This is a genomic window from Paraburkholderia sp. PREW-6R (genome assembly GCF_039621805.1).
Classification (GTDB): domain Bacteria; phylum Pseudomonadota; class Gammaproteobacteria; order Burkholderiales; family Burkholderiaceae; genus Paraburkholderia.
Genome location: NZ_CP155074.1, coordinates 1,968,160 through 1,994,755 on the forward strand (window position 1 = coordinate 1,968,160; position 26,596 = coordinate 1,994,755).

Genomic DNA, 26,596 nt, shown 5'->3' on the forward strand with positions numbered 1-26,596 from the left:
GGTCGATGGAAGGCGCTCCCGACACGTCAGACGCGGCCCGACAAGCAAAAACCGAATGGTGAAGAATCATGTCAGAAAGCCCGATTGATCCGCACGCGCATCATCATGCGCATTGCCTGCCGTTCGGCGCACAGTTGGTGGGCGCGGCCGGCGCGAAGCCGCGCACGCGGTTCCGTTTCTGGGCGCCGTCGTGCAAGAGCGTGCATGTGGATATCGAAAATGGTCCCGCCCAGGGCGCGCACGAAATGACCTCCACTGGAAACGGCTGGTACGAAGCCACCGTGGATACCGGCGCCGGAACGTTGTACCGCTTCCGCCTCGACGGTGAGCATGCGGTACCCGATCCCGTATCGCGTTTCCAGCCCGATGACGTGCACGGTCCGAGTGAGGTGATCGACGCGCGCGCCTATCGCTGGGAACACACGAACTGGTCTGGCCGGCCGTGGCAGGAAACGGTGCTGTACGAATTGCACGTCGGCACCATGGGCGGTTATGCGGGCGTGCAGAAGCGCCTGCCGGAACTCGCGGCGCTGGGCGTGACGGCCATCGAGTTGATGCCGTTGAACGATTTCCCCGGCAAGCACAACTGGGGCTATGACGGCGTGCTGCCCTATGCGCCCGACTCGGCCTATGGCCGTCCCGAAGAACTGAAAGCGCTGATCGACGCCGCGCACGGGCTCGGCCTGATGGTGTTTCTCGACGTGGTGTACAACCACTTTGGCCCGGACGGCAATTATCTCCACGAATACGCGCGGACATTCTTCCGCGAGGGCACGCATACGCCGTGGGGTCCGGCGATCGATTTCGACCGCAGCGAAGTGAGCGATTTTTTCACGGACAACGCGATTTACTGGATCAACGAATATCGGATCGACGGCCTGCGTTTCGACGCCGTGCATGCGATCGACAATCACCGCTGGCTGCGCGAGTTGTCGGATCGTATCCGCGCGAAAGTGCAGCATGGCCGGCATGTGCACCTGGTGCTGGAAAACGAACACAACAGCGCAAGTCTGCTGGAGACGCATTTCGACGCGCAATGGAACGACGACGCGCACAACACGCTGCACGTTTTGCTGACCGGCGAGACGGAAGGTTATTACCACGCGTATGAGGATCAACCGATTCGCCGGCTTGCGCGCGTGCTGTCCGAAGGCTTTGCCTATCAGGGCGACCCGTCGCCGATTCACGACGGCGCGCCGCGTGGCGAGCCGAGCGGGCACTTGCCGCCCACGTCGTTCGTGATGTTTCTGCAAAACCACGATCAGGTGGGCAACCGCGCATTTGGCGAGCGGCTGCGCAAACTCACGTCCGACGACGCGCTGCGCGCCGCTACCGGCCTGTTGCTGCTGTCGCCGCAAATCCCGCTGCTGTTCATGGGCGAGGAATATGGGTCGACCCAGCCCTTCCTGTTCTTCACCGATTACACCGGCGACCTGGCCGACGCTGTTCGCGAAGGACGACGCAAGGAATTTGCACGCTTTTCGTCGTTCAGCGACGAGAAGAAGCGCGCACAGATTCCCGATCCGAACGACGCGAAGACGTTCGCGTTGTCTTCGCCGCCCGAGTCGCCTCAAGCTCGCGCGCAGGACGACGAAGGTAAAGATCGGCTCGAGTGGTCGCACTTTTACCAGTCCGCGCTCGCGGTGCGCTCGAAGCTGATCACGCCGCGCCTTCAGCACAGCAAGTCGCTCGGCGCGACCGTGCTGGTCGCCCACGACGGCGGCGATGCGAACGCTCTGGTCGCGCGCTGGCAGCTGGGCGATGGCGAGACGTTGTCGATCGCGTTGAATCTGTCGAAGGAGAACGTGAAGTTTGCCGACGTGCCGGCCGGCAAAGTGATTTTTGAAACGCCGCCGCGCGTGCGCGAACAGATCGACGTCAACGTGTTGCCGTCCAATACGTTCGTTGCGTGGCTTACCGGCGACGTCTCCGACGACGCGAGCGGTCACGACGCGCGCATGGCCGGTCAACAGGAGCGCAACGCGTGAGCACCCGACGCCCCACCCCCAACAACACGATCGTCACACTCGCCACTCGCGCCGGCTTCGAGGTGGAGTGGGAGGACGCACATCGTAAAACGCAGCACGTGCCGGAGAAGACGCTCGCGGTGCTGCTCGAACGCATGGGTCTGCCCTGCGGCAACGCCACCCAGATCAAGCAGAGCGCCGCCACGCTCGACGCCGAGTTGTCCGGCCGCAAGCTGCCGCCGCTGATGACCGGGGAAGTAGGCCGGGGCATCGCGTTGCCGGCCGCAGCGATCCGCTCTGGCAGCCACTACCGGATCGAACTGGAAAGCGGTTCGATCATCGACGGCCGCTTCACTGCGCCCAAAGGCGAAGAAGCTTTGCTCGCGCCGATCGACGAACCCGGGTATCACACGCTCGTCATCAACGATCATCGGATGACGCTCGCCATCGCACCACGCCGCTGCTACACCCCCGCCGATGCATGGCGAACGCTGCACGCGGACGATGCGCCCGACGCTGCCAGCGACGACCACGCCAAGCCCGACGCGCCGCCGCTTTGGGGCGTCGCCGCGCAACTCTATGGCCTGCGACGCAATGGCGACGGCGGCATCGGCGACTATACGGCGCTCGCGCAGCTTGCCACCGGGAGTGTGAAACGCGGCGCGCACGCGCTAGCCGTGAGCCCGACACACGCCATGTTCAGCGCGGAGCCGCAGCGGTGCAGTCCGTATTCGCCGTCCTCGCGCTTGTGGTTGAACGTCACGCACATCGATCCGGCAGCCGTGTTCGGCGCGGAAGCGGTGCAAGCTGCGATCGAGTCGGCCGGCGGCGCGGACGACTGGTCGAAGCTCGAAGCCTCGCCGTTGATCGACTGGCCGAACGCCGTCGTGCTGAAGCTCAAGGTTTTGCGTGCGTTGTACGAAAAATTCTGCGAACAGGACCGCGCGCAAGACACGCCACGCGCGCTGGAGTTTCACGGCTTCTGCGAACGCAATGGACGCGCGCTGGAAGATCACGCGCGCTTCGAAGCGCTGCAGGCAACGCAACTTTCGCAGGAAGGCGGCAACGGGCACTGGCGCAACTGGCCGGAAGCGCTGCGCGATCCACGCAGTCCGGAAGTGGAAGCGTTCGCCGACGCCAATCGTCATGAGGTGGACTTTCATCTGTTTCTGCAGTGGCTGGCGGCAAAAGGTCTGTCGCATGCGCAGCACGCCGCGCGCGACGCGGGCATGGCCGTCGGCCTGATCGCCGATCTGGCCGTGGGCTGCGACAGTGCGGGCAGTCACGCGTGGTCGTATCGCGACGACATGCTGCAAGGCGTGTCGGTGGGCGCGCCGCCCGACCTGTTCAATCAGGCCGGGCAATCGTGGGGACTCACCACGTTTTCGCCGCGCGCCATGCGCACGCAGGGCTTCTCCGCTTTCATCGACATGCTGCGCGCCGCGTTCGCCCATGCGGGCGGCATTCGCATCGATCACATACTCGGGCTGCGTCGGCTGTGGCTCGTGCCGGACGGCGAGAGCGCGCGCAATGGCGCGTATTTGCGCTATCCGCTCGAAGACCTGCTGCGTCTGATCGCGCTCGAATCGTGGCGCCATCGCGCGATCGTGATCGGCGAAGATCTCGGCACCGTGCCGCCTGGCTTTCGCGAACGACTCGAAGAACACGGCATTGCCGGAATTCGGGTGCTGTGGTTCGAAGGCGCGGAGGGCGGCAAGGGTTTCAAGCCGCCGCACGAATGGGACCGCAACGCCGTGGGCACTACCACCACGCACGATCTGCCGACCGTCGCCGGCTGGTGGCAGGGCAGCGACATCACATGGCGCAACAAGATCGGGCAGACCATGAAGCGCGAAGACGGACGGGATGCGGAAGAAGCGGCGCAGGAAGAACGCGCCGACGACCGTGCGCTGCTATGGCAGGCGTTTCAGAAGGCCGGCGTCGCCGCGCCGGATGTAGGGACGCCGCCGCTGGATCAGCCGCCCGTGGATGAGGCGCTCGCTTTCGTTGCCGCCACACCCGGACCGCTTGTGACCTTTCCGCTGGAAGACCTGCTCGCGCTGGTCGAACAGCCGAACCTGCCCGGTTCCATTGACGAGCACCCTAACTGGCGCCGTCGCATGAGCCTGTCCGTCGACGAACTGTTCGAGGACGACACGTTCTGTGACCGCCTGCGGGCCGTCGATCGCGCGCGCCGCGACGCGGCGACGGCCACGCACCCTTCTGATTCTGCTTCTTCTGTTTCCAAACCGGCTTCCTCTAACCACGCTTCTTCGGAGCCTGATACGCCATGACCGTCCCGCGCTCCACGCTGCGCCTCCAGTTCCATCGAGGCTTTACATTCGACGATGCCGCGAAACACGTCGACTATTTCGCCGCGCTAGGCATCAGCCATGTCTACGCATCGCCAATCACGACCGCCGAGCCGGGCTCGATGCACGGCTACGATACGGTCGATTACACCCAGGTAAGCGCCGAATGCGGCGGCGAGGCGGGTCTCAAACGCCTCGTCGACAAGCTGCATGCTCACAACATGGGGCTCATCATCGACATGGTGCCGAACCACATGGGTGTGGGCGGCTCCAGCAACGCCTGGTGGCTCGACATCCTCGAATGGGGACGGCATAGCGCCTATGCGCGTCACTTCGACGTGGACTGGCACTCGCCCGATCCCGCGTTGCGCGGCAAGGTGTTGCTGCCGACGCTCGGCGGGTCGTACGGCGACGAGCTCGCGTCGGGCCGTATCGAACTGAAGTTCGCCGCCGATACGGGGCGCTTCTATATCGGCTACGGACCGCACGTGTTCCCGGTATGCCCGACCGACTATGCGGCTATTCTGCAAAGCGCCGATCGCGCCGATCTCACTGCGCTTGCCGAACGCTTCCAGGGTCTGACGACGCAGCCGGCCGACCAGCCGCGTGCCGTCGAAGGCCGCGAAATGCTGCGCGAATTCGTCAGGCAGAACGGCGAATCGGCGCTTGAGCTCGTATTACTCGCGTACTCGCCGCAAGAGCCGGTCACGCGCGACCGCCTGCATCGGCTGATCGAGCGGCAGCACTTCCGCCTCGCGTGGTGGCGCACCGCATCGGACGAAGTCAACTGGCGGCGCTTTTTCGATATCTCGACGCTCGCCGGCGTTCGTGTCGAGCGTCCCGAAGTTTTCGAGGCCGCGCACGCGCTCGTGTTTCGTCTGTATCAGGAAGGGCTGGTGGACGGCCTGCGAATCGACCACGTGGACGGTCTTGCCGAGCCGCGCGAATACTGCCAGCGTTTGCGGCAGCGGTTGATGGAACTGCGCGACACGACGCCGTATGTGATCGTCGAAAAGATTCTGGGACGGGGCGAACCGCTGCGCGACGACTGGCCCGTGGACGGCACCACCGGCTACGATTTCATGAGCGACGTGGGCGCGCTGCTGCATGATCCGGCCGGCGCCGAACCGCTCGCGCAAACGTGGACCGAACTGACTGGCCGCAGCCCGCGCTTTGCCGACGAAGCAATCGTCGCGCGGCGCAAGATTCTCGCTGAAAACCTGTCGGCGGAACTCGACCGTGCGGCGCGGGCGTTGCACCGCATTGCGCGCGATTCGCTCGCCACGCGCGACTTCACGTACACCGCATTGCGCCGTGTGCTGACGGAACTGGTGGTGCATTTCCCGGTGTATCGCATCTATCCGCAAAACGGCTTGCGCAGCGCCACGGACAACATCTACTTCGACCAGGCGTTGGCGGGCGCGAAGGCGTCGCTGCCGCTTTCGGATCACGCGGCGCTCGAGCGCGTGAATGCATGGCTTGGCGGCAGCGCGGAAGAGGCACCTTCGGGTCGTGCCAATCCGTCCGCGCAGCTTGCGCAGAACGGCGTGCAGCCCAATCACGCCGGTTCTGCCCGCCGCACTGCGCAAACGCTCTTTTCACAGCTCACCGCGCCCGTCGCCGCGAAGGCGGTTGAAGACACCGCATGCTATCGCTACGGTCGGCTGCTTTCGCGTAACGAAGTGGGCTCGGACCCGGGCGAGTTTGCGTTGTCCGTGGACGATTTCCATGCGGCCAATCTCGAACGCTCGCAACGCTTTCCTCACGCGATGCTCGCCACCGCCACGCACGATCACAAGCGCGGTGAAGACGTGCGGGCCCGGCTCGCGGTCCTCAGCGAGATCCCCGACGAATGGAGCGCCAAGTTGCGCGAATGGTCTACGCTGAATGCGCCGCATCGGCGTGCGCTGGACGGCAAGCCGGCCAGCAGCGCCGAACAGGACACGAGTGACGACTGGTCGCCTGGGCCCGCCGCGGAAGCGATGCTGTATCAGACGCTGGTCGGATGCTGGCCGCTCGATCTGAAGCCGGATGACGAAGCCGGCGTGAAGGAACTGGCCGAACGTGTCGCGCAATGGCAATTGAAGGCGTTGCGCGAAGCAAAGCTGCAAACCAGCTGGCTTGCACCGGACGAAGCGTATGAATCCGGCTGCCACGATTTCCTGTTCGACATTCTGGCGCCGCAACGTCGGGACGGCTTCCTGAAAGAACTCTACGAGTTCGTACAGCGGATTGGCCGCGCAGGCGCGCTGAACAGCCTGCAGCAGACGGTGTTGCGCCTGGCGTCGCCGGGGATACCCGATCTGTATCAGGGCACCGAGTTGTGGGACTTCAGCCTCGTCGATCCGGACAATCGCCGGCCGGTCGATTTCGACCTGCGCGCGTCATTGCTTGCTCAGGCGCCGCCGTCAGAGTTCCTGTCGACGTGGCATGACGGACACGTGAAGCTCGCGGTCGTGCAGCGTGTGCTGGCATTGCGTGCGCATCTGCCGGAGTTGCTCAGCCAGAGCACCTATCTGCCGCTTACGGTGCGCGGCGAGCATGCGTCGAGCGTGATTGCGTTTGCCCGGCGGCACGGCAACGCGTGGGCTGTCGTCATCGCGAGCCGGCTTGCGGCGGATTTGCTGGGCAACGAAGGCGACCTGCCACTCGTCGATCCGGCAAAGTGGGGCGACACGGCGATCGAGATGCCGTCGGATCTGTCGTCGCGCGCGCTGTTCGATTGGCTCAGTCCCGCCGCGCCAAAGGTCGACGAGAATGGCCTGCTGTATCTGCGTGATGCTTTGGGCAACATGCCGGTCGCCGTGCTCGTGGAGGATGGCGTGCCGCGCAGTTGATCGACGTGGTCTGTCAGCGGGCTGCAGGAGGCGGTTAAGGCGCGCGCTTTAACCGCCTCTTTTATTTCTTTCCAGCCGGCGCTTTGCTGGCGTTTCAGTTGGCGTTTCAGTTGGCTTTTTAGCCGCCTTCGTCGTCGAAGAGTTTCGGGTACACGCGAACCAGCACGATGCGCGGTCCCTTCATTTTCTTCACGACCACGTCGAAACGGTCGAACTCCACCCGTTGACCTTCCGTGGGCAGATCGTTGAGCGCCTGAATCACGAGACCGCCGACCGATTCGGCCTGACCTTCGTCGATATCGATACCCAGCGCTCGCTCGAGCGACACCACCGGGAGGCTGCCCTTGCCCATTAACGTGCCGTCGTCCATGCGAGTCCAGTCGGCGTCGCCTTGACGGAACTCGTCGTGGATCTGACCGACGAGCGCGCCGAGCAGGTTGTCGAGCGTGAGAAAACCAATCGGCTTCGAATTCTTGTGGCCCACGAGCGCCAGATGCGGCGCGCCTTTGCGAAAGCGGCGAAAAAGCTCTAACGCCGGCATGTCGGGCTTCACGTACTGCACAGGGCGTGCGTATCGGGAGAGATCGTCGAGCGTGCTGCCCGCATGGCGTGCGAGCAGTAGATCCTTCAAATGGATCATGCCCACGACGCGTTCACCGGCCGCATCCGCGAATAGCGGATAACGACTGAAGCGATGACGGGCAACCACCTGCATGTTCTCGCGCAACGGCAGATCGCGGCGCAAACCGATCATTTCGTGCGCCGGGCGCATCAGATCGGACACGGTCATGCGCGAGAAATCCAGCGAGTGCGCAATGGTGTTCCACTCGTCCTGGCTATACGCGCCGTCCGGCGAACCGAGTTCCGTTGCGACATTGGCGCGGCGACCGCGCAGGATCAGCTTGAGCTCGTCCGTCGAGTAATGCGAGTCGTGGCCATGATCGGCGTCGAGCCCGGCCAGCTTCAACACCGCGTTGGCGCTCGTATTAAGCACCCAGATCGCCGGATACATTGCCCAGTAAAAGCCGTACAACGGCATCGCGGCCCACAGCGACACCTTTTCCGCCTCGCGAATCGCAAGCGACTTCGGCGCCAGTTCGCCAACCACGATATGCAAAAAGGAAATGCACGAGAAGGCAAAGAATAGCGAGACGCCGTGAATCAGTCTCTCTGATTCGACGCCCAGCAGCGAGAAGACCGGCGTCAGCAGCTCGGCAAACGCGGGCTCGCCAATCCAGCCGAGTCCGAGGGACGCGAGCGTGATGCCAAGCTGACAAGCGGACAAATACGCGTCGAGCCGGCCGTGCACTTTTGCCAGCAGACTCCCACGCAGGCCGTAGTTTTTTGCGAGACTCTGAACACGCGTCTGGCGCAGCTTGACCAGGCCAAATTCAGCGGCGACGAAAAAGCCGTTCAGAGCCACGAGCAACACTGCACCGATAAGGGCGACAACCTGAATCAAAGCAAACAACTCCGGCAACAAAAGTTGTCAGTATAGAGGGTGAAAGCCCGGTGAAAGTGATGCGCGTGCAGCGGAACGTGAAAGTGCCTGGTGATCAGGTCGGAGATGTGGCGCTCAGCGGAATACGTAGTGACAGGGTGGCCGGCTCGCCGTCCTGCGTGTCGGTCTGCTCGAAGCCGCCGCCGTGCGCCTCGGACACGCGCTTGCACAGTGCAAATACCCAAGCAATGCGCTTCGCTTCGCGCGGCTCGCGCGCCTGCTTGCGGGCAAACGCTTCGAGCAGATGCGGCAGCGAAGGATCGTCGAGCGCAGCAGAGTTTGGCGTGAAAGTGGCGGCCGCATGGAACGCGCTGCCGTCCGCACGCACGGACAACGAGACGACCGCGTCCCTCAGGCTTGCTTCTACCGCGAAGGTGAGCATGACCCAGATTGCCGCAGCCAGGCGCTCACGGTCGCCGTTCAGCTGTTCGGTTGAGAGTTGCGAGTCCAGGTTAATGTCGACGCCGCGCGCCCGTGCAAGACCGGAACGCACTTCGTCCACGGTTTCATCGATAAGCGGATGCAGCGGGAACGGCGTTATGTCGAGCGCGAGCGCTTTGGTTTCGGCGCGCGTGGCGTCGACGATGGTCTCCAGCAGTTTGACCTGCTGGTCGACGCCGTTTCGTATGCCGGTGACGGCGCGCTGCGAGTTGGGATCGTTGGCGTCGAGTTTGCGCTCCAGCACGTAAGCCCAGCTATGAATGGCGTTCAGCGGACCACGCAGGTCGTGCGACACCAGCGAGAGTACGTGATCGCGCATGAACAGCGCGGTTTCCGCGCGCAGATGCGCGGTGCGTTCGGAGACGGCGAAGCCGAAAGGCACCGGCGTTGCGCCGGCGGTTCCGGTGAAAGACGTTGTCACGGTCGAGCCCTCTCAGGCAGTGCATGAAGATTGAAAGAAGCCCCATTATAGGCATGCCGTCTGGCTCGAACAGCCTGGCCAGACGGCTAACTGGACGCAAGGCGTATGCCACGCGTACTCTTCGACCGTATGCGCTCAAGACGCCTACAATGGCGGTTTTACATTTTTTGAACTGAGGAGCGACCTATGTCGACAGTGACGACCGATTCCGGCCTGAAATACGAAGACATCGTGGAAGGCAGCGGCGCCGAGGCAGTTGCCGGCAAGACCGTCAGCGTCCATTACACCGGCTGGTTGACCGACGGCCAGAAGTTCGACTCGAGCAAGGACCGCAACGACCCGTTTGCGTTCGTGCTGGGCGGCGGCATGGTGATCAAAGGCTGGGACGAAGGCGTGCAAGGAATGAAAGTAGGCGGCACCCGCAAGCTCACCATCCCCCCGCAACTGGGCTATGGCGTGCGCGGCGCAGGCGGCGTGATTCCGCCGAATGCCACGCTCGTGTTCGAAGTCGAATTGCTCGACGTCTGATTTTTGCTGCTTTTTTGTCGCTTTTTGTCGCTGTTTTGTAATTGCGCGCCGTCGTCGGTCGCACCGCCAGGTTAGCTCATGAGTCATGCCGATGTCACCGCTCCGTGCGTTTCGCTGCGCCGCTATGGCGCGACCGAAGCGTCGGACGTGCACGACTTCCATCAGGTGGTGCTCGGCCTCGACGGTACGATGGTGATGGCAGTCGACGGTGTCGCGCAGCAAATCGACGCGGGCTCGGCCTGGCTCATCCCAGCCGGCGCGCGGCATGACTATGCGGGCATCGGCGAAAACCGGCAGTTGGTGCTGGACTTGCCGGCCGCCTCGCTGGCAGTCCCGCAGCGGCTTTTCGACCGGGCGCGCGCCGTCACCGTCGATGCCTCCCTGACGGCGCTCGTCTGCCGCATTGCAGCCCATGCTGCGGGTGACGTGCAAGGCGACGATGTCGACGCGCGCCGTTTCCATTGGGACGCAGCGGCACGGCTGGGCGCCGCGCTCGTCGCGGACGCGGGCACGGCACCAGCAGGTGCAGTGGCTCACGGCGCCGGGCTCGACTTTGCCCGTATCGACCGCTGGCTGCGCGCGCATTTGTCGGAATCGTTACGCATTGCCGATCTCGCCGCGCATTGCGGCTTCGGCATGCGGCGTTTCCATCAGTTGTTTATCGAGGCGTTTGGGGAGACGCCGCACCGGTATTTGCAGCGCTTGCGACTGGATACGTCGATCACGCTGCTTGCGGACTCCCGTTTGTCATTGAGCGACATTGCGCTGGACATCGGCTTCAGCGATCAGAGCGCTTACACGCACGCGTTCACGCGGCGTTTCGGGCTGGCGCCCGGTCAATGGCGCGCGTTGCGCCACTGATTTTCGGCGGATATTCTGTTTGCGAACCGTCTTGTCGGAGACGGCCCGCGCTTCTTGCCAGGGTCTGCTGCGATTAACCCACTGACAATTGCAGATGCAATTGCGAACGGGCCGGCCCGCCACCGTCGATCGCTTCGCTCGCGGCGTCGCGGTCGGATTGGGACGACGGAGCAAGACGCGCCGTCTCGATGCGGTCGAGGTACTCGGTCGTCACATCGCCGGTCACGTAGTTGCCATCGAAGCACGACGCCTCGAACTCCTTGAGCGCCGGGTTGATATCGCGCACAGCCTGCTTGAGCGCGTCGACGTCCTGATAAACGAGATGGTCAGCGCCGATCATGCGCGCGACTTCGTCGTCCGTCCGGCCATGCGCGACGAGTTCGCCGCGCGTCGGCATATCGATACCGTAGACGTTCGGGAATTTCACCGGCGGTGCGGCCGACGCGAAAATCACCTTGTTTGCGCCAGCATCGCGCGCCATCTGCACGATCTCATGTGAGGTGGTGCCGCGCACGATCGAGTCGTCGACGATCAGAACGTTCTTGCCCTTGAACTCGATGCCCATGGCGTTCAGCTTCTGACGCACCGACTTCTTGCGCACGGCCTGACCCGGCATGATAAAGGTGCGGCCAACATAACGGTTCTTGAAGAAACCTTCGCGATACTCGACGCCGAGTTTTTTGGCGACCTGCATCGCCGCCGGACGCGACGAATCGGGAATCGGCATCACGACGTCGATCGCGACATCGGGCAGCTCACGCTTGATTTTCTCGGCGAGATAATCGCCCATGCGCAAACGCACGTTGTAGACCGGCACGCCGTCGAGCACCGAGTCCGGACGCGCGAGATACACGAGTTCGAAAATGCACGGGTTCAGGCTCGGGTCAGCCGCGCACTGCTGCGAATGCAGATTGCCGTCGAGGTCGATGAAAATCGCTTCGCCCGGCGCCACGTCACGCACGAATTCGAAGCCAATCCCTTCGATCGCCACGGATTCCGACGCCAGAATCCACTCCACGCCCTCTGGCGTTTCCTGCTTGCCGAGACACAGCGGGCGGATGCCGAACGGGTCACGGAATCCGAGCAGCCCGTAGCCTGCGATCAGCGAAACGATCGCATACGAGCCACGCACCCGGCGATGAACGCCCGACACCGCCTTGAACAACGCAGCCGGGTCGAGCTGCAAGCCCGAGCTGGAAAGCTGCAGTTCGTGCGCGAGCACGTTGAGCATCACCTCGGTGTCGGAATTCGTGTTGATGTGGCGGCGATCGATGCGGAACATCTCATCTTTCAGCTGCTGCCAGTTGGTCAGATTACCGTTGTGCGCGAGGATGATGCCGAACGGTGCGTTGACGTAGAACGGCTGGGCCTCTTCTTCACTCGACGCCGAACCGGCGGTCGGGTAACGCACCTGACCGATGCCGGTGGTGCCGGGCAGACTGCGCATGTTGCGCGTGCGGAACACGTCGCGCACCATGCCGTTCGCCTTGTGCATGTGGAAATTGCTGCCGTTCGCGGTTGCGATGCCGGCTGCGTCCTGACCGCGATGCTGCAGAAGCAGCAGGCTGTCATAGATCAGCTGATTGACCGGAGAATGGGAAACTACGCCTACGATGCCGCACATGGCATGTCCTTCAAAGGTACGAAATTCGTCGGGGCGCGAATGCCTGCCATGGTTCGCGCGGAGCGCGAGAGCATGTGGATGCTACTGACAGGCAACCGGATTGCGCCGGAGTCCTGCTGCGTCCCTTCGACCCTTCGAGTGCACGCCTGAGCGTCAAACGCGGACGTACGCGGCAAGCGTCTCGGGAAGCAGCGGTTTCATTATGTGCACGCCTTCGACCGCATAAGGCCGCAGCAAGGCGTTGCGCCAGAATTCCTGTTGGGGCAGTTCGGTCAAGCCAGCCAGGGCGACCAGAATCAGCACCAGAATGACCCCGCGCACGAGGCCGAACATCAAGCCGAGCGAGCGGTCAACGCCGCTCAAACCGGTTGCCTGCACAATGCGGCTCAGTAGCGCATTCAGCACGCTTGCAACCAGTACCACTCCCACCACCACGAGCGCAAAGGCCAGCAGCCACTGCGTCAGCGCGCCGCCCGGCCACGTGGCCGGCACATACGGCACGACATAGCCGACAAAACGGCACGCGACGAAAAATGCCGCGATCCAGCCGATCAGCCCGAATATTTCGGACAGGAAGCCGCGCCATGTGCCGCGCAACGCCGACAAACCGATCACCGCCATGACAGCGTAGTCGAACGCAGTGAACATCGTGCGCTTACTGTGCAGCGCCGCTGTTCGCGCCCGACGTCAAACCCGCCTCGCGAACCTTCGCAATCGCAGCGGTTGCGGCAGCACGATCGGCGAACGGTCCGGCGCGCAAAAGCGTGAGCGTGGAGCCGTCTGCCTGCTTCCGATGTTCGGTATATGCGGGCACACCCGCCGCTTTCAACTTCGCAGCCCAATTGCGAGCATTGGCGTCGTTCGCGAATGCGCCCAATTGCACTGCAAAGCGGCTGCCCGGCGGCGATGCCGGCGTGCCGGAATTCGCGTCGGCGCTGGCCGCCGCGGTGTTCGTATCGTCCGGTGACGGCACCGCGGTGGTGGCTGCGTTATGCGTCGTGACCGGCGTCCTCGCTGCCTTGGACGATGTGGACGGCGAAGGAACTGCTGGTGTCGTGTTGGCCGCGACAGCGGGCGCTTGCGGCTTCGAAGTCGGCTTACCTGAAGTTGCTGCCGTGCCAGTACCGGTGCCAGTTCCAGCTGCCGTGCTGGTGCCCGTTGCGGCGCTCTGCTGTTTGCCGCCGCTCGACGGCCCCGGCGCCGGCGCAACGCCCGCTGTTGCCGCAGGTGCCGGCGCAACGCTCGAAGCAGCGTTCGCCGATTCGGGCGTTGGGTTGTCCGGCGCTACGCCGGCTTGCGTGTCCTCGTTGCTCCGCGCGAGTTTGGGCGCGGGGCGGCTCGGAATGTCGATGGAGATGTCGTCGGTAACAGGCTTGGGGTGCGAATCTAGCACCATGGGCAGGATAACGACCGCTGCCACGACCAGCGCAATCGCGCCGACGAGCCGGCGGCGGGCGCGTTGTTTTTCGGGAAGCGTGGGGTCAAGCAGCATCGCGTCAGCGTCAACGGTGCGCTCCGTGCGGCGGGTTCGCCGCTCCACGCGCTCGCCACGGGCGGCCCGCGTGGAACTGGTGTTTGCGCCACGCCGGGTGGGCGCGTCGTCTTTCTTGCCGAACGAGAAAATTCCCATGAATCGCTTGGTTCGAGCCTGGCGCCCGTTCAGTGTTGCTGCGATTTGCGGTAGGCCATTACACCGGCTACCGTATAGAAACTGCCGAAAACCACGATTCTATCATTCTCTGACGCGCGTTTTAGCGCGTCTTGGAACGCTTCTGCAGGCGATGCATAGCGTGCCACACTGCTGTCAGCGCCATCTGCAAAGCCCTGGCCGCGCAGCGCGGCCTCCAGTTCTTCCGCCGATGCTGCTCGCGGCGTAGGCAAATCTGTCACACACCAGTGATCGATCTCACCCTTCAAATGGCTCAGGACGCCGGCAATGTCCTTGTCGCGCATTGCACCGAACACGGCATAGGTGTACGGGAAAAAGCCCATATTGCCGAGGTTTTGCGCGAGCACAGCGGCCGCGTGCGGATTATGGCCAACATCCAGCACGATAGCGGGCTTACCCGGCAACACCTGAAAACGTCCGGGCAATTCCACATTGGCGAGCCCCAGGCGGATATCCTGCGCGGAGACCGGCAGACGGTCGCGCAATGCTTCCAGGCCGGCGAGCGCCGCCGTCGTGTTGATCAGCTGGTTCGCGCCGCGTAACGCGGGATAAGCGAGCGCCGAACGGCGCATGGTCGGGCCTACGTAACTCCACTGCTGACGCTCGCTGCCCGCCTGCCCTTCATAACGGAAATCCCGGCCGAAGAGCCACAATTCGGCGCCGATCCGCTCCGCGTGGTCGATCAACGATTGCGGCGGCACCGGGTCCGCGCAAATGGCGGGCTTACCCGGCCGGAAAATGCCGGCCTTTTCGAAGGCGATCTTTTCGCGCGTGTGGCCGAGGTATTCCGTATGGTCGATATCGATGCTGGTGATGATCGCGCAATCGGTATCGAGAATATTCACCGCGTCCAGACGGCCGCCCAGCCCGACCTCCAAGATCACGGCGTCCAGCCGGCGCGACGCGAACAGGCTCATGATCGCCAGCGTCGTGAACTCGAAATAGGTCAGCGTGACCGGTCCGGACAGACTCAGGCGCGCGGCCTCGACGGCTTCGAAATGCGGCAGCAGTTCGGCGTCACTGGCCATTGCGCCGTTCACGCGCGCGCGCTCGTTGAACGTCAGCAGATGCGGCGACGTGTGACAGCCCACCGTAAATCCGGCACGCAGCAAAATCGATTCGAGAATCGCGCAGGTCGACCCTTTGCCGTTCGTGCCGCCGACCGTGATGATCGGACACGTGAACGACAGGTCCATCGCGTCGCGCACCTTGCTGATGCGCGCCAGCCCCATGTCGATGCCGACCGGATGCGCGGATTCGAGGTGCGTGAGCCACGCGTCGAGGGTGGGAAAGGTGGTCATCGGCTGAAGTGCGGGTGTGGCGTGTGAGTCGGTTAAGCGGTGTGGCAAGAGAAGCGTTGTGCAGCAAAGACCGTGATTATCCCGGAAATGACAGCGCGCCGCTTGATCCCTCTCGCGGCGCGCTATTTTCTGGCTATTGTCGTGACGCCAGCTGGCGGCGACCCCCTTGTCGGGCGTGGCCGCCAGCCGATTTGCAGACGTTCAGGCGACGGCATCCGCCGGTTGGTGGCTCAACAGCGCCATCAGTCGCGCGATTTCTTCGCGCAGCTTGCGACGGTCGACGATCATGTCGATCGCGCCCTTTGTCAGCAGGAACTCGGCGCGCTGAAAACCTTCCGGCAGCTTCTCGCGCACGGTCTGTTCGATCACGCGCGGGCCGGCGAAGCCAATCAGCGCTTTCGGTTCTGCGATCACCACATCACCCAGGAAGGCGAAACTGGCGGACACCCCGCCCATGGTCGGGTCGGTCAGCACGGAGATGAACGGCAGCTTGGCTTCGGCAAGTTTCGTCAGCATGGCCGTGGTTTTAGCCATCTGCATGAGCGACAGCAGACTTTCCTGCATGCGCGCGCCGCCCGAAGCGGTGAAGCAGATGAACGGGACTTTCTGTTCGAGGGCATTCTGCGCGCCGCGCGCGAAACGCTCGCCGACCACCGAGCCCATCGAGCCGCCCATGAACGAGAATTCGAAACACGCAACGACGACCGGCAGCGTATGAATTGCGCCGCCCATGACGACCATTGCGTCGGTTTCGTCGGTGTCGTCCATTGCCTCTTTCAGGCGTTCGGGATACTTCCGGCTGTCCTTGAACTTGAGCGCGTCGACCGGCACGATTTCCTGACCGATCTCGTAGCGGCCCTCCGGATCGAGCAGGCTGTCGAGCCGCTCCCGCGCGCCAATGCGCATGTGGTGGTCACATTTCGGGCAAACATGCAAATTCGCCTCGACGTCGTTGCGATAGAGCACCGCTTCGCAGGACGGACATTTGATCCACAAACCTTCCGGAATGCCTTTGCGGCTTTTCGGGTCGGTCTGTTTGATTTTCGGCGGCAGAAGCTTGTCGATCCAGCTCATAGTCAATCCTTCAGGTGTCGGCCAGTCTGCGAGAGGCGAGCAGCACGCCCCGGCTCTCGCACGCGAGACGACAAAAAATAACTGTTATCGGGCAGTCGCGACGCTGTCGATCGCTTCACGCACTTCGGCGACGAAGCGGGTCAGCGTCTGGGCAGCGGTGTCAGGCGCTGCCTGCTCGAGCAATTGCACGATGCGGCTACCGATCACGACGGCGTCGGAGACTTCAGCAACGAGACGCGCAGTCTGCGCGTCCCGAATACCGAAGCCGACGCCCACCGGCAGCGGTACGCGCGACTTGATCGCCGGGATTTTACTCGCGATGCTGGAAACGTCCAGATTTGCCGCGCCGGTCACGCCTTTTAGCGACACATAATAAACGTAGCCGCTTGCAATCTTGCCGACTTCGGCAATGCGCTCCTCCGTCGAGGTAGGCGCAAGCAGGAAAATAGGATCGATGCCCGCAGATCGCATCTTTTCGGCGAATTTAGCGCACTCTTCGGGCGGGTAGTCGACAACCAGCACACCATCCACACCCGCTTCCCTCGCCGCTGCCGCAAAAGCGTCGGCACCCATACGCTCAATCGGATTCGCATAGCCCATCAACACGACCGGAGTCGTGTCGTTGGTTTCACGGAAACGCTTTACGTCCGCGAGCACGCGTCGGAGGGTAACGCCCTGGGCCAACGCGCGCTCAGAGGATTGCTGAATCACCGGGCCGTCGGCCATAGGATCGGAGAAGGGCACACCCAATTCGATGACATCGGCCCCGCCCGCCGTGAGTGCGTGCATGAACTCGACGGTCTGTGCCGGATCGGGATCGCCGGCCGTCATGAATGGAATGAGGCCCTTTCTGCCTTGCGCTGACAGCGCGTCAAATGTCTTCTTGATTCGTGACATGAAAATATTCTCGATTGTCTGAATACCGCGCACGGACGACGAATCGCCTATTGCGTCTCGGTCTGCTGTTCGGGACGGATCGCGGGTTTGCGAGTCTTACGCGTGCTTGCCGGCGGCATTGCAGCGGCGCTCACGCGCTCGCGCGCGATCGCGCAGTAGCTTTCATTAATTTCGTAGCCGACGAATTCGCGCTGATGGCGGACGCAAGCAACTGCGGTGGTGCCGCTGCCCATGAACGGGTCGAGTACGCGACCACCTTTTGGGCAACTCGACAGCACCATTCGCTCGACGATTTCCAAGGGCTTTTGCGTCGGATGGGCGACGCGTTCGGCATGCTGCCGATGCAGTCGCGAGACCGACCATAAATCCTTCGGGTTATAGCCAAGCTCCAGCCACTTGCTTCCTTCGAACAACTTCCGCGAACGCGCCTTCTTCGTGACGGCATCGTAGGGGATGCGCACGGGATCGAGATCGAAGAAATAATCCTTCGAAGCCGCGAAGAAACCGATGTTGTCATGCACCGACGTAAATCGGCGCACGGTTCCGCCCATGCTCGGAACGCGCCGGTCCCAGATGATTTCGTTGATCATCGTGAGTTTTGTCTTCAGAAAGCTGAAGATTTCAGGCGCGTACTGCCACGTGCAGAAAATATAGAGCGAACCGGATGGCTTGAGCTTTGGGATGACCAGATCAAGCCAGCCGCGAGTCCAGGCGAGAAAGTCCTCGCCCGTTCGCATATCCGAGTCGTTGCCGTAGTCTTTGCCCAGACCATAAGGCGGATCGCAGACAATCAGGTCAATCGACCCATCGGGAATGTTCGCAACGTCCATCAGAAAGTCGCGGTTCAACAGCTGGATACCGGCGGGCACCTGCGGCAACAACTGCGCAAGTGTATCGGCCGCCGCTATGCTGGCGGCCGCGCTGCTTTCCTCCGCCGGCTGCGGCTCGTCGAACTCGTCGCGCATCGTCCGGGCGCTCAGAACTGGATGCCCGATCGCTCGGCGACCGTGTGCATGTCCTTGTCGCCTCGGCCCGACAGGTTGACCAGAAGGTATTTCTCCTTCGGCAACGTGGGCGCAAGCTTCGCGGCATAAGCCAGCGCATGACTCGACTCGAGCGCCGGAATGATGCCTTCAATGCGACAGCAGTCGTGGAACGCCTTGAGCGCTTCTTCGTCGGTGATGCCGACATATTGTGCGCGATTGCTTTCTTTCAGCCATGCATGCTCGGGACCTACGCCAGGGTAGTCGAGACCCGCCGACACCGAATGCGTCTCGATAATCTGGCCATTTTCGTCCTGAAGCAGATAGGTCCGATTGCCGTGCAGTACACCGGGGCTGCCACCGATCAATGAGGCCGCGTGCCGACCAGACTCAATGCCGTCGCCCGCCGCTTCGACACCGATCAACTGCACGGACGTATCGTCGATATACGGGTAGAAGATGCCCATCGCGTTGGAACCCCCGCCGACGCACGCAATCACTGCATCGGGTTGGCGGCCGACCAGTTCAGGCATTTGCACCTTGCACTCATCGCCAATCACGCGCTGGAAATCGCGAACCATCATCGGATACGGGTGCGGACCGGCGACCGTGCCAATAATGTAAAACGTGTTTTCGACGTTGGTTACCCAGTCGCGCATTGCCTCGTTGAGCGCGTCTTTAAGCGTGCGAGAGCCCGATTCCACTGGAATGACGGTCGCGCCCAGCAGCTTCATCCGGTAGACGTTGGCCGCCTGGCGACGCACGTCTTCTGCGCCCATGTAGACTACGCACTCCATGCCGAAGCGCGCGGCAATCGTCGCGGTGGCCACGCCGTGCTGGCCCGCACCGGTTTCCGCGATCACGCGCGGCTTGCCCATGCGCCTCGCCAGCAACGCCTGACCGATTACGTTGTTCACCTTATGCGCGCCGGTGTGATTCAGGTCTTCGCGCTTGAAGAAAATCTGCGCGCCGCCGAGCATCTCGCTCCAACGCTGCGCGTGATAAATCGGTGACGGACGACCCACGAAGTACTTCAACTCGCGTTCGTATTCCGCGACGAACTCCGGATCTTTCTGATATTTCTCGTACGCGGCACGCAGTTCGTCGAGCGCGTGGACCAACGTTTCTGCGACGAACACGCCGCCAAACTGGCCAAAATGGCCTCTTGCGTCAGGCAAGTTATACATGGTGATCACTCTGCTCAGTGTGTGACGCAAGCACGATACAAAGCTGCTGCGTCACTGGAATCATTCGGCGTCCGCCGCGCGCACTGCGCGCACGAATGCCGCCATCCGGGCGTGATCCTTCACGCCCCTGGCGCCCGGCACCTCGATGCCGCTGGAGACATCGACTGCGTACGGGCGCACGCGATGGATCGCCTCACTGACGTTTTGCGCGTTCAACCCACCACTCAAAACGGCCCGACGCGCGAGCTCTGCTGGAATAAGTGACCAATCGAAAACCTTCCCGCCGCCGCCGTAGCCTTCGACATGGGTGTCGAACAGGAGGCCGCTGGCTGCTGAATAGTTAAGCGCCGATTTTACCAAATCAGCCGGTTGAGTATCCGCTGCGACGCGCAATGCGCGCAACCAAGGCAAACCCGCAACGCCAGCGAGCATTTCGCACTGCCCCGCAGTCTCGTCGCCATGAAATTGCAGCAGCGAGAGGCCGACGTTGCTCACCACTTCGCGAACCCAGTCCGGCGTAGCGTTGACGAAGAGGCCCACCACGGAAACAAACGGCGGTATGTCATGGACCAGTTCCACCGCCTGCGCAACGCTGACCGAGCGCGGACTTGGCGGATAAAACACAAGGCCGATCGCGTCGGCGCCCAGGTTGATTGCATGCGCCACGTCTTCTGGCTTGGAGAGCCCGCACAGCTTGATGCGCGTGCGATACGCGATGGCGCGCGACGCCTCGCCTGCCTCCGCGCGCCCGTTTTGTGCCGCCGCGCATTGTGCCGGCTTCATCGGTTGACCTGCTCGGTCCATATATGACTCCACGGCACGCTGCCGGCTTGCGGCGCGGGCACAGCGAATTGCTCGGGATAGCCCACCTGCGCGAGATACAGGCCGTCCGGCATGAAAGTGGGCGCGGCGCACTCACGGTCACGGGCGGCGAGCACTTCCGTCATCCACGCGACCGGGCGACGCCTGCGGCCAACGTAGACCAGACAGCCCATCAGATTGCGCACCATATGATGCAGGAATGCGTTTGCCCGAAAGCGAAAATGCACGAAATCGCCCTGTTGCTGAATGTCGATCTGATACAGGTGCTTGACCGGCGTCTTGGCCTGACATTGCGACGACCGAAAAGACGAAAAGTCGTGCTCGCCAATTAGCAGCGCCGCGGCAGCCCGCATTGCGTCGACGTCGAGCGATGCATGTGTCCAGCCGGCGCGTGTCGCGAGCATGGGGGAACGCACCGGGTTCACGTACAGCAGGTAGTAATAGGTGCGCTCGAACGCCGAAAAACGCGCGTGGAATTCGTCGGGCATCGGCTTGGCCCACTGCACCGCCACGGTGGCAGGCAGAAACGAATTCGTGCCGCGCACCCACGAAACGTCCGCGCGATCCAGCTCGGTGTCGAAATGCACGACCTGGCCGAGACCGTGCACACCCGTATCGGTCCGACCGGCCACGATGGTTTGCACCGGCGTCTGCGCAAACGCTCGCAACGCGCGTTCGAGTTCGTCCTGAACCGTGTTGCCATGCGGTTGCGATTGCCAACCACAGAACGCCGAGCCGTCGTACTGAACGCCTAAAGCAATCCGCTTCACGACAACGGTGCGAGAGTCGAGAGCAGCGCGCGGGCCTCAGTGTGCGTTGCCGGATCGTTTGCCTCGATCACTTCGTTGATAAGCGTGCGCGCGCCGGAGAGGTCGCCGAGTTCGATGTACTCGGCGGCCAAATCGAGCTTGTTGCGCGCGATCCGCGCCAGCTCCCCATGTGTAAAGGCCGGCAGCGGCTGACTGCGGCTCGGTGGCAATTCGAGGTCGAAGTCGAGGTTGAGTGCACCGAAGCCGGACGTGCCGAGCGCGCCGCCCAGTCCCGTCCCCACACCTGCGCCCAGCCCCGCGACGGAGGCGTGGCCAGCGGTGCCGGCGGCGATTTCGTCGGCGATGTGCGGGGCGTCGTCGGGATCGTGCGGCGCAATAGCCTGCTGGGCGGTCGAGTTCGGCGACGCGACCGGCTGCGTGGTCAGCGATGCCGGCGCCTGCACGCTGTCAGCGTACGATTCGACGCGCGGCGGCAACGGCATGTCCAGGCTGCCGAAGGCGCTGAGCGCGTCGAGCGTCTCGGGAGGCATGCCGGCCGGTGCGGCTGGCGCTGCTGGCGCTGCTGGCGCTGCTGGCGCGACAGCAGTGTCGGCATGCGCGTCGACCGGCGGCGCAACCATCGGCGGCGGGATAAACGGGGCGATCGCATGCGGCTCGACAGGTTCCTGCGACAAGTCGATGACCGGCGCAGTCGCATCCCCTTGCTCGTGTGCGAGGAGACCGGCCGTCGCGATGCCGAGTGGCAGCGCCGACGGCTCGGGCGGTTCAGGCGGCTCGGTGAGCGCGTCGTCCAGCGATTTGTCGTCCCAGTGCAGCGCGTGCGGAAGGTCCGCCGGCTCGAAGGACGGCTCGTCGAACGGTGTAAGCGGCGCTAGCGCGGTTGGTGGCAACGCGTCCGCACCCAGTTCGGCTGCTGCGGCGAGACTTGCGGCCGTCGTTTCGCTGCTCGGATCGTCGTAATGATCGTGACGCGCCAGCGGAAGAGGTTCGGGCGATTCGCCACGGGCCGTGTCATCCGCTGTATCGAGGTGGTCCGGTGCTTTTGCAGCAAAGTCGTGATGCTCGGGACTGTCGGTTGATTCCGATTGCGCCGCCAAGGGTTCAGCTTGGGGTGCGAAGGCTTGCGCGTGTTCGGCGTGCGGCTCGTTGATTGCCGGGCGGGCTGCCATTGCCTCGTCCGCTGCCGCGCGCTCCGCCATCGCGCCATCCGCTTCGGCCAGCTCGGCTTGCTCGGCTTGCTCGGCCTGACGCCGCTCCGCTGTATCCTGCCCGGCAGCCAGATGTTCAGCGCTTACATGGCCGGTCGACGTGGGTTCCACGTTAGCCTGCTCCAAAGCGGCACGGTGCATTTGCGCTTCGTGCTCCGTCGCGTCAGCGTTCGCTGCTGACATTTCGACGCCCACCAGCGCGCCTGCGCCGCCGTGTATGTTTTGCGTTTCTTCGGCTGGATGCCCGACGCGCGCCGCGGCTGCGTCCCGTGAGCCGATTGCGGCGCCTGACGTTCCCATTGGTGCGCTGCCGTTCGTCGCCGCCTCAGGTGCAGCCGTGTCGTCACGCTTACGACGACGCATGCGCAGTGCAGCCAGCAACACGACTAGCGCCGCGCCGACCGCCGCAGCCACGCTCAGGCCGCTCTGCGAGATATGTGCGTTACCCGCCGTGGACATCGCCGCGGCGGGGTGCCCCGAGACCACCGCCGCCGATGAAGCGCCAGCCGCCGGCTGCACGCCGCTCGTGGACGCCGTGCCGGCCGTACCGGCCGGCGTCCCGCCGATCCCGTGCTTCTGCAGCTCCATCAGCACCCGATTTTTTAGCGCCAGCAGTTGTTGCAGGCTGGACACCTGACGCGGCTGCGAGGCGCCCTGCCCGGCCGCCGCGCCTGTCGCGGAATCACTTGCTGCCTCAACCGAGCCCGACCACGAATGCGCGCCGCTAGCCGGAGCCGCCGCCTGCGAGCCCGTGACAGGCGCGGACGTGGGCAAAGCGGCGCCGTTCGCTGCCGCCGCGCTCGAGCCGGTCGTCGCGCTAGCCGCTTCGGGCAGGCCCGGATTCGCTACCAGCGTCCCTGCGTTTGCTGCACTCGCCGGACTCGCCGAACTCGCCCCGTTCGCCACGCCCGCCGTGCCAGGGCTCGCCGCGCCCGTGGTTGCAGCAGCCGTTTGCGCAGCGCCAGGCGCGCCGCCCGCAGCCGACGCCGCGTTTGTCGCAGCCGACGAAGCATCGGCCGACGACGCCGTCGCGTTCGCCGCGGACGCCGCGGCGCCAGTCGCATCCAATGCCGGCACGGTCAGCACAGCGCCGAGACGCAGCTTGCTGGGATCGTGGCTCATGAAAGCGCTCGGGTTCGCGTCGAACAAAGCACGTGATGCGCGTGCGAGCGTCGCCCGATCGTGCGACTGCGTGGCCGCTATGGCGATGTCGTTCAGCGACTGGCCCGACTTGACCGTGACCTGACTGCCGGCCGCCAATGAGAACGAGGTGGCCGATGTGGAAGCCGATGCGGCGTCCGGCGCACTCGCCTCGGTCGCCGCCCGTGCGGCGCCGAGGCCGCCCGCTGTCAGCGTGACCGCGAGAACTGCAGTAGCCGTGAGCCGGGCTGCGTCCCGATGCAGGAACGTAGCCCATGGAAAAGAGTGTCGATGGTTCATCGGAACTCCAGGCGCGTCAGCGCGCAGCCCTTTTTTGCAATTGGAAAAAGACAAGATATGTGGAGCACACAATGAAAAAAGCGCCGCGCAAGCGCGACGCCTTTTGAGTTTTCTACGCGTCGTAACGGCGTAGTTTACTTCACTTGTCGAGCACAATGCGAAGCATGCGTCGCAGCGGCTCGGCCGCGCCCCAGAGCAGCTGATCGCCGACAGTGAACGCCGACAGATATTCGCCGCCCATCGCCAGCTTGCGCACCCGCCCGACGGGCACCGTCAGCGTGCCGGTGACCACCGCGGGGGACAGATCGCGCATGGAAGCTTCGCGCTCGTTCGGCACGACCTTAACCCAGTCGTTGCCCGACGCGAGGATGCTGTTCACCTCGTCCAGCGGTACGTCCTTGTTCAGCTTGATGGTCAGCGCCTGGGAGTGGCAGCGCATAGCGCCGATCCGCACGCATAGACCGTCGACCGGAATCGAGCCCGGCGTGCCCATGGCCGGCTTGCCGAGAATCTTGTTGGTTTCCGCGCCGCCCTTCCACTCTTCCTTCGACATGCCGTTGCCGAGATCCTTGTCGATCCACGGAATCAGCGAGCCGGCGAGCGGGACGCCAAAGTTGTCGGTCGGCATGCGGTCGCTGTTCATGGCGGTGAGCACGCGGCGGTCGATATCCAGAATCGCCGACGACGGGTCCGCGAGGTCTTCCTTGGCGGCGCCGTACAGCGTGCCCATTTGCTGCAGCAGTTCACGCATGTTCTGCGCGCCCGCGCCCGAAGCGGCCTGATACGTCATGGCCGTCATCCAGTCGACGAGGTTTTCGCGGAACAGGCCGCCGAGCGCCATCAGCATCAGACTGACAGTACAGTTGCCGCCGATGAAATTTTTCTGACCTTTCACGAGCGCATTCTTGATCACGTCGAGATTGACCGGATCGAGAATGATTACCGCGTCGTCTTTCATGCGCAGCGACGAAGCCGCGTCGATCCAGTAACCGTTCCAGCCCGCAGCGCGCAGCTTCGGGAACACCTCATTGGTGTAATCGCCGCCCTGGCAGGAGATGATCGCTTCGCACTTTTTCAGGTCATCTATGCTTGTCGCATCTTTGAGCCTGGTCTCGTTTTTGGCGAACGACGGCGCGTTGCCGCCCGCGTTGCTGGTGCTGAAAAACACCGGTTCGATCAGATCGAAATCGCCTTCCTGCTGCATGCGTTGCATCAGGACGCTGCCGACCATGCCGCGCCAACCTACGAGACCTACGTTCATGACTTCATACCCTTCGAGTGGAAACTTCCCCGCATCTTTGCCCGCGGTGACCGCGCGGGGAAGATGAGCGGGCACGACGGACGATCAGCGCTTCGTGATCGTTTTCGGGGTAATCGTTTTAATGAGTGCTGTAGTAGCAATGGCGAGCTCTGCCGCACGGGCCGTTTTGCCGTGCAGTTTCGAAATCGAGGAGATTTGAGCTTGGGGTGCCATCGTTACAATATACACGAAAACCGCCGCCTGGCGGCCCGATTGTCCGCCGCCTTAGTCCGATTATGCGCGGATCGATCTCATTCGAAGCCGATCCGCGATCTAAAGGCCTTTTTGCGGCCAATCGTGACCTTGCGTTGTTACAGCGCCGCCACCACTGCGTCGCCCATCGCGACTGTGCCGACCTGCTTGCAACCCGGCGTGAGAATGTCGCCCGTGCGATAGCCCTGTTCGAGCACTTTCTTCACTGCGACTTCAATACGATCAGCCTGTTCCGTCTTGTTCAGCGAATAGCGCAGCATCATCGCAGCCGACAGAATCGTAGCCAGCGGATTCGCGACACCCTTGCCGGCAATATCCGGCGCCGACCCGTGCGACGGCTCGTACAAGCCCTTGTTGTCCTTGTCCAGCGACGCCGACGGCAGCATGCCGATCGAACCCGTCAGCATGGCGGCCTCGTCGGAAAGAATGTCGCCGAACATGTTGCCGGTGACGACCACGTCGAACGCTTTCGGCGCCTTGACCAGCTGCATTGCCGCATTGTCGACATACATGTGCGACAGCTCGACATCCGCATATTCCTTCGACACGTCGATCATGATGTCGCGCCAGAATTGCGACGTTTCGAGCACGTTGGCCTTATCCACGCTCGTCAGCTTCTTCTGACGCTTTTGCGCCGCCTGAAACGCGACGTGCGCGATGCGGCGCACTTCCGGCTCTGAATAGCGCATGGTGTCGAAGCCTTCCTTCGCGCCGGCAAACGGGCCGTCCGGCGCTTCACGCATGCCGCGCGGCGCGCCGAAGTAAATGTCGCCGTTCAGCTCGCGCACGATCAGGATGTCCAAGCCCGAAACGATATCCTCCTTCAGCGATGAAGCGCCCGTGAGTTGCGGATAGCAGATCGCCGGACGGAAGTTCGCGAACAGTTGCAGATGCTTGCGCAAACCGAGAATTGCCTGCTCCGGGCGCAGCGCGCGTTCGAGCGAGTCGTATTTCCAGTCGCCGACCGCGCCGAACAGGATCGCATCCGCTTCTTTCGCAAGCGCCAGCGTGGAATCGGGCAGCGGGTGGCCCTTCGCTTCATAACCCGCGCCGCCGACCGGCGCTTCTTCGAGTTCGAACTTTTCGCCGAGCACGTTCAGAACCTTCACGGCTTCCTTGACGATTTCGGGACCGATGCCGTCGCCCGGCAACACTGCGATCTTCATGCGAATTCCTTAATGATATTTCTCAGGACTTTCAAGCTCGAACAGTCGAACAGGCCAGCATGCGCGCGGGCCCT

Annotated in this window: 20 protein-coding genes; 5 read left to right on the plus strand and 15 right to left on the minus strand. The window is 63.2% G+C overall.

Features of this window, described 5'->3' with window-relative positions; translation table 11 throughout:
* Positions 1-68: 68 nt before the first annotated feature.
* Genes treZ through treY form a run of 3 tightly spaced genes read left to right on the plus strand, consistent with a single transcriptional unit; the run spans position 69 to position 7,116 of the window.
* Positions 69-1,988, plus strand: coding sequence for a malto-oligosyltrehalose trehalohydrolase (gene treZ / locus AAGS40_RS24025; protein WP_345815496.1), 1,920 nt, complete (start codon positions 69-71; stop codon positions 1,986-1,988).
* Positions 1,985-4,261 (plus strand): 4-alpha-glucanotransferase, encoded by a 2,277-nt coding sequence (gene malQ / locus AAGS40_RS24030; RefSeq protein ID WP_345815497.1) that lies wholly within the window; start codon positions 1,985-1,987, stop codon positions 4,259-4,261. Before treZ ends, malQ begins: the two co-directional genes overlap by 4 nt.
* Positions 4,258-7,116 (plus strand): malto-oligosyltrehalose synthase, encoded by a 2,859-nt coding sequence (gene treY, locus AAGS40_RS24035; protein ID WP_345815499.1) that lies wholly within the window; start codon positions 4,258-4,260, stop codon positions 7,114-7,116. Before malQ ends, treY begins: the two co-directional genes overlap by 4 nt.
* A 118-nt stretch (positions 7,117-7,234) precedes the next feature.
* Here treY and AAGS40_RS24040 read toward each other — a convergent pair whose 3' ends face one another.
* Together AAGS40_RS24040 and AAGS40_RS24045 are read right to left on the minus strand one after the other, a co-directional pair.
* Positions 7,235-8,578 carry a hemolysin family protein gene (locus AAGS40_RS24040; RefSeq protein ID WP_345815501.1) on the minus strand — a complete coding sequence of 448 codons (1,344 nt, stop codon included), beginning with the start codon at positions 8,576-8,578 and terminating at the stop codon, positions 7,235-7,237.
* 94 nt (positions 8,579-8,672) lie between these two features.
* A complete protein-coding gene (locus AAGS40_RS24045) occupies positions 8,673-9,479 on the minus strand; it encodes a HAMP domain-containing sensor histidine kinase (RefSeq protein ID WP_345815503.1) in 807 nt (268 codons plus the stop codon).
* Positions 9,480-9,665: 186 nt separating this feature from the next.
* Between AAGS40_RS24045 and AAGS40_RS24050 the strand changes: the two genes are divergently transcribed.
* Positions 9,666-10,007 carry an FKBP-type peptidyl-prolyl cis-trans isomerase gene (locus AAGS40_RS24050; protein WP_345815504.1) on the plus strand — a complete coding sequence of 114 codons (342 nt, stop codon included), beginning with the start codon at positions 9,666-9,668 and terminating at the stop codon, positions 10,005-10,007.
* A 78-nt stretch (positions 10,008-10,085) separates the two neighbouring features.
* Positions 10,086-10,868, plus strand: coding sequence for an AraC family transcriptional regulator (locus tag AAGS40_RS24055; RefSeq protein WP_345815505.1), 783 nt, complete (start codon positions 10,086-10,088; stop codon positions 10,866-10,868).
* 73 nt (positions 10,869-10,941) lie between these two features.
* Here the strand turns inward: AAGS40_RS24055 and purF are convergent, their stop codons facing one another.
* The 13 genes from purF to leuB all read right to left on the minus strand — a co-directional run bounded on the left by purF (position 10,942) and on the right by leuB (position 26,522).
* Positions 10,942-12,492, minus strand: a complete 1,551-nt coding sequence (purF, locus tag AAGS40_RS24060; protein WP_345815507.1) for an amidophosphoribosyltransferase — start codon at positions 12,490-12,492, stop codon at positions 10,942-10,944.
* A 153-nt stretch (positions 12,493-12,645) separates the two neighbouring features.
* Positions 12,646-13,140, minus strand: coding sequence for a CvpA family protein (locus tag AAGS40_RS24065; RefSeq protein WP_345815509.1), 495 nt, complete (start codon positions 13,138-13,140; stop codon positions 12,646-12,648).
* Between the two features lie 7 nt (positions 13,141-13,147).
* A complete protein-coding gene (locus AAGS40_RS24070) occupies positions 13,148-14,122 on the minus strand; it encodes an SPOR domain-containing protein (protein WP_345815510.1) in 975 nt (324 codons plus the stop codon).
* Between the two features lie 29 nt (positions 14,123-14,151).
* A complete protein-coding gene (folC, locus tag AAGS40_RS24075) occupies positions 14,152-15,462 on the minus strand; it encodes a bifunctional tetrahydrofolate synthase/dihydrofolate synthase (RefSeq protein ID WP_345815512.1) in 1,311 nt (436 codons plus the stop codon).
* 201 nt (positions 15,463-15,663) lie between these two features.
* Positions 15,664-16,536, minus strand: coding sequence for an acetyl-CoA carboxylase, carboxyltransferase subunit beta (gene accD, locus AAGS40_RS24080; RefSeq protein WP_345815514.1), 873 nt, complete (start codon positions 16,534-16,536; stop codon positions 15,664-15,666).
* An 84-nt stretch (positions 16,537-16,620) separates the two neighbouring features.
* Positions 16,621-17,433 (minus strand): tryptophan synthase subunit alpha, encoded by an 813-nt coding sequence (trpA, locus tag AAGS40_RS24085; RefSeq protein ID WP_345815515.1) that lies wholly within the window; start codon positions 17,431-17,433, stop codon positions 16,621-16,623.
* Positions 17,434-17,480: 47 nt separating this feature from the next.
* Positions 17,481-18,398 (minus strand): site-specific DNA-methyltransferase, encoded by a 918-nt coding sequence (locus AAGS40_RS24090; protein ID WP_345815516.1) that lies wholly within the window; start codon positions 18,396-18,398, stop codon positions 17,481-17,483.
* 11 nt (positions 18,399-18,409) lie between these two features.
* Positions 18,410-19,603 carry a tryptophan synthase subunit beta gene (gene trpB, locus AAGS40_RS24095; RefSeq protein ID WP_345815518.1) on the minus strand — a complete coding sequence of 398 codons (1,194 nt, stop codon included), beginning with the start codon at positions 19,601-19,603 and terminating at the stop codon, positions 18,410-18,412.
* A 60-nt stretch (positions 19,604-19,663) separates the two neighbouring features.
* Positions 19,664-20,386: a phosphoribosylanthranilate isomerase gene (locus AAGS40_RS24100; RefSeq protein ID WP_345815520.1), complete on the minus strand. Its 723-nt coding sequence runs from the start codon at positions 20,384-20,386 to the stop codon at positions 19,664-19,666.
* Entirely contained in the window at positions 20,383-21,195 is an 813-nt protein-coding gene (truA, locus tag AAGS40_RS24105) for a tRNA pseudouridine(38-40) synthase TruA (protein ID WP_345815522.1), read from the minus strand. Before truA ends, AAGS40_RS24100 begins: the two co-directional genes overlap by 4 nt.
* Positions 21,192-23,843, minus strand: coding sequence for a FimV/HubP family polar landmark protein (locus AAGS40_RS24110; RefSeq protein WP_345815524.1), 2,652 nt, complete (start codon positions 23,841-23,843; stop codon positions 21,192-21,194). Before AAGS40_RS24110 ends, truA begins: the two co-directional genes overlap by 4 nt.
* A 139-nt stretch (positions 23,844-23,982) precedes the next feature.
* On the minus strand, positions 23,983-25,104 hold the full coding sequence (asd, locus tag AAGS40_RS24115) for an aspartate-semialdehyde dehydrogenase (protein ID WP_345815526.1): 1,122 nt from the start codon (positions 25,102-25,104) through the stop codon (positions 23,983-23,985).
* Positions 25,105-25,454: 350 nt separating this feature from the next.
* Positions 25,455-26,522, minus strand: a complete 1,068-nt coding sequence (leuB, locus tag AAGS40_RS24120; protein ID WP_345815527.1) for a 3-isopropylmalate dehydrogenase — start codon at positions 26,520-26,522, stop codon at positions 25,455-25,457.
* Positions 26,523-26,596 lie beyond the last annotated feature (74 nt).

Excerpts from the sequence above, each read along its gene's own strand:
- treZ (WP_345815496.1), top strand. The coding sequence starts at position 69 with ATGTCAGAAAGCCCGATTGATCCGCACGCGCATCATCATGCGCATTGC.
- treY (WP_345815499.1), top strand. The coding sequence starts at position 4,258 with ATGACCGTCCCGCGCTCCACGCTGCGCCTCCAGTTCCATCGAGGCTTT.
- AAGS40_RS24050 (WP_345815504.1), top strand. The coding sequence starts at position 9,666 with ATGTCGACAGTGACGACCGATTCCGGCCTGAAATACGAAGACATCGTG.
- AAGS40_RS24055 (WP_345815505.1), top strand. The coding sequence starts at position 10,086 with ATGAGTCATGCCGATGTCACCGCTCCGTGCGTTTCGCTGCGCCGCTAT.
- purF (WP_345815507.1), bottom strand. The coding sequence starts at position 12,492 with ATGTGCGGCATCGTAGGCGTAGTTTCCCATTCTCCGGTCAATCAGCTG.
- AAGS40_RS24065 (WP_345815509.1), bottom strand. The coding sequence starts at position 13,140 with ATGTTCACTGCGTTCGACTACGCTGTCATGGCGGTGATCGGTTTGTCG.
- AAGS40_RS24070 (WP_345815510.1), bottom strand. The coding sequence starts at position 14,122 with ATGGGAATTTTCTCGTTCGGCAAGAAAGACGACGCGCCCACCCGGCGT.
- folC (WP_345815512.1), bottom strand. The coding sequence starts at position 15,462 with ATGACCACCTTTCCCACCCTCGACGCGTGGCTCACGCACCTCGAATCC.
- accD (WP_345815514.1), bottom strand. The coding sequence starts at position 16,536 with ATGAGCTGGATCGACAAGCTTCTGCCGCCGAAAATCAAACAGACCGAC.
- trpA (WP_345815515.1), bottom strand. The coding sequence starts at position 17,433 with ATGTCACGAATCAAGAAGACATTTGACGCGCTGTCAGCGCAAGGCAGA.
- AAGS40_RS24090 (WP_345815516.1), bottom strand. The coding sequence starts at position 18,398 with ATGCGCGACGAGTTCGACGAGCCGCAGCCGGCGGAGGAAAGCAGCGCG.
- trpB (WP_345815518.1), bottom strand. The coding sequence starts at position 19,603 with ATGTATAACTTGCCTGACGCAAGAGGCCATTTTGGCCAGTTTGGCGGC.
- AAGS40_RS24100 (WP_345815520.1), bottom strand. The coding sequence starts at position 20,386 with ATGAAGCCGGCACAATGCGCGGCGGCACAAAACGGGCGCGCGGAGGCA.
- AAGS40_RS24110 (WP_345815524.1), bottom strand. The coding sequence starts at position 23,843 with ATGAACCATCGACACTCTTTTCCATGGGCTACGTTCCTGCATCGGGAC.
- asd (WP_345815526.1), bottom strand. The coding sequence starts at position 25,104 with ATGAACGTAGGTCTCGTAGGTTGGCGCGGCATGGTCGGCAGCGTCCTG.
- leuB (WP_345815527.1), bottom strand. The coding sequence starts at position 26,522 with ATGAAGATCGCAGTGTTGCCGGGCGACGGCATCGGTCCCGAAATCGTC.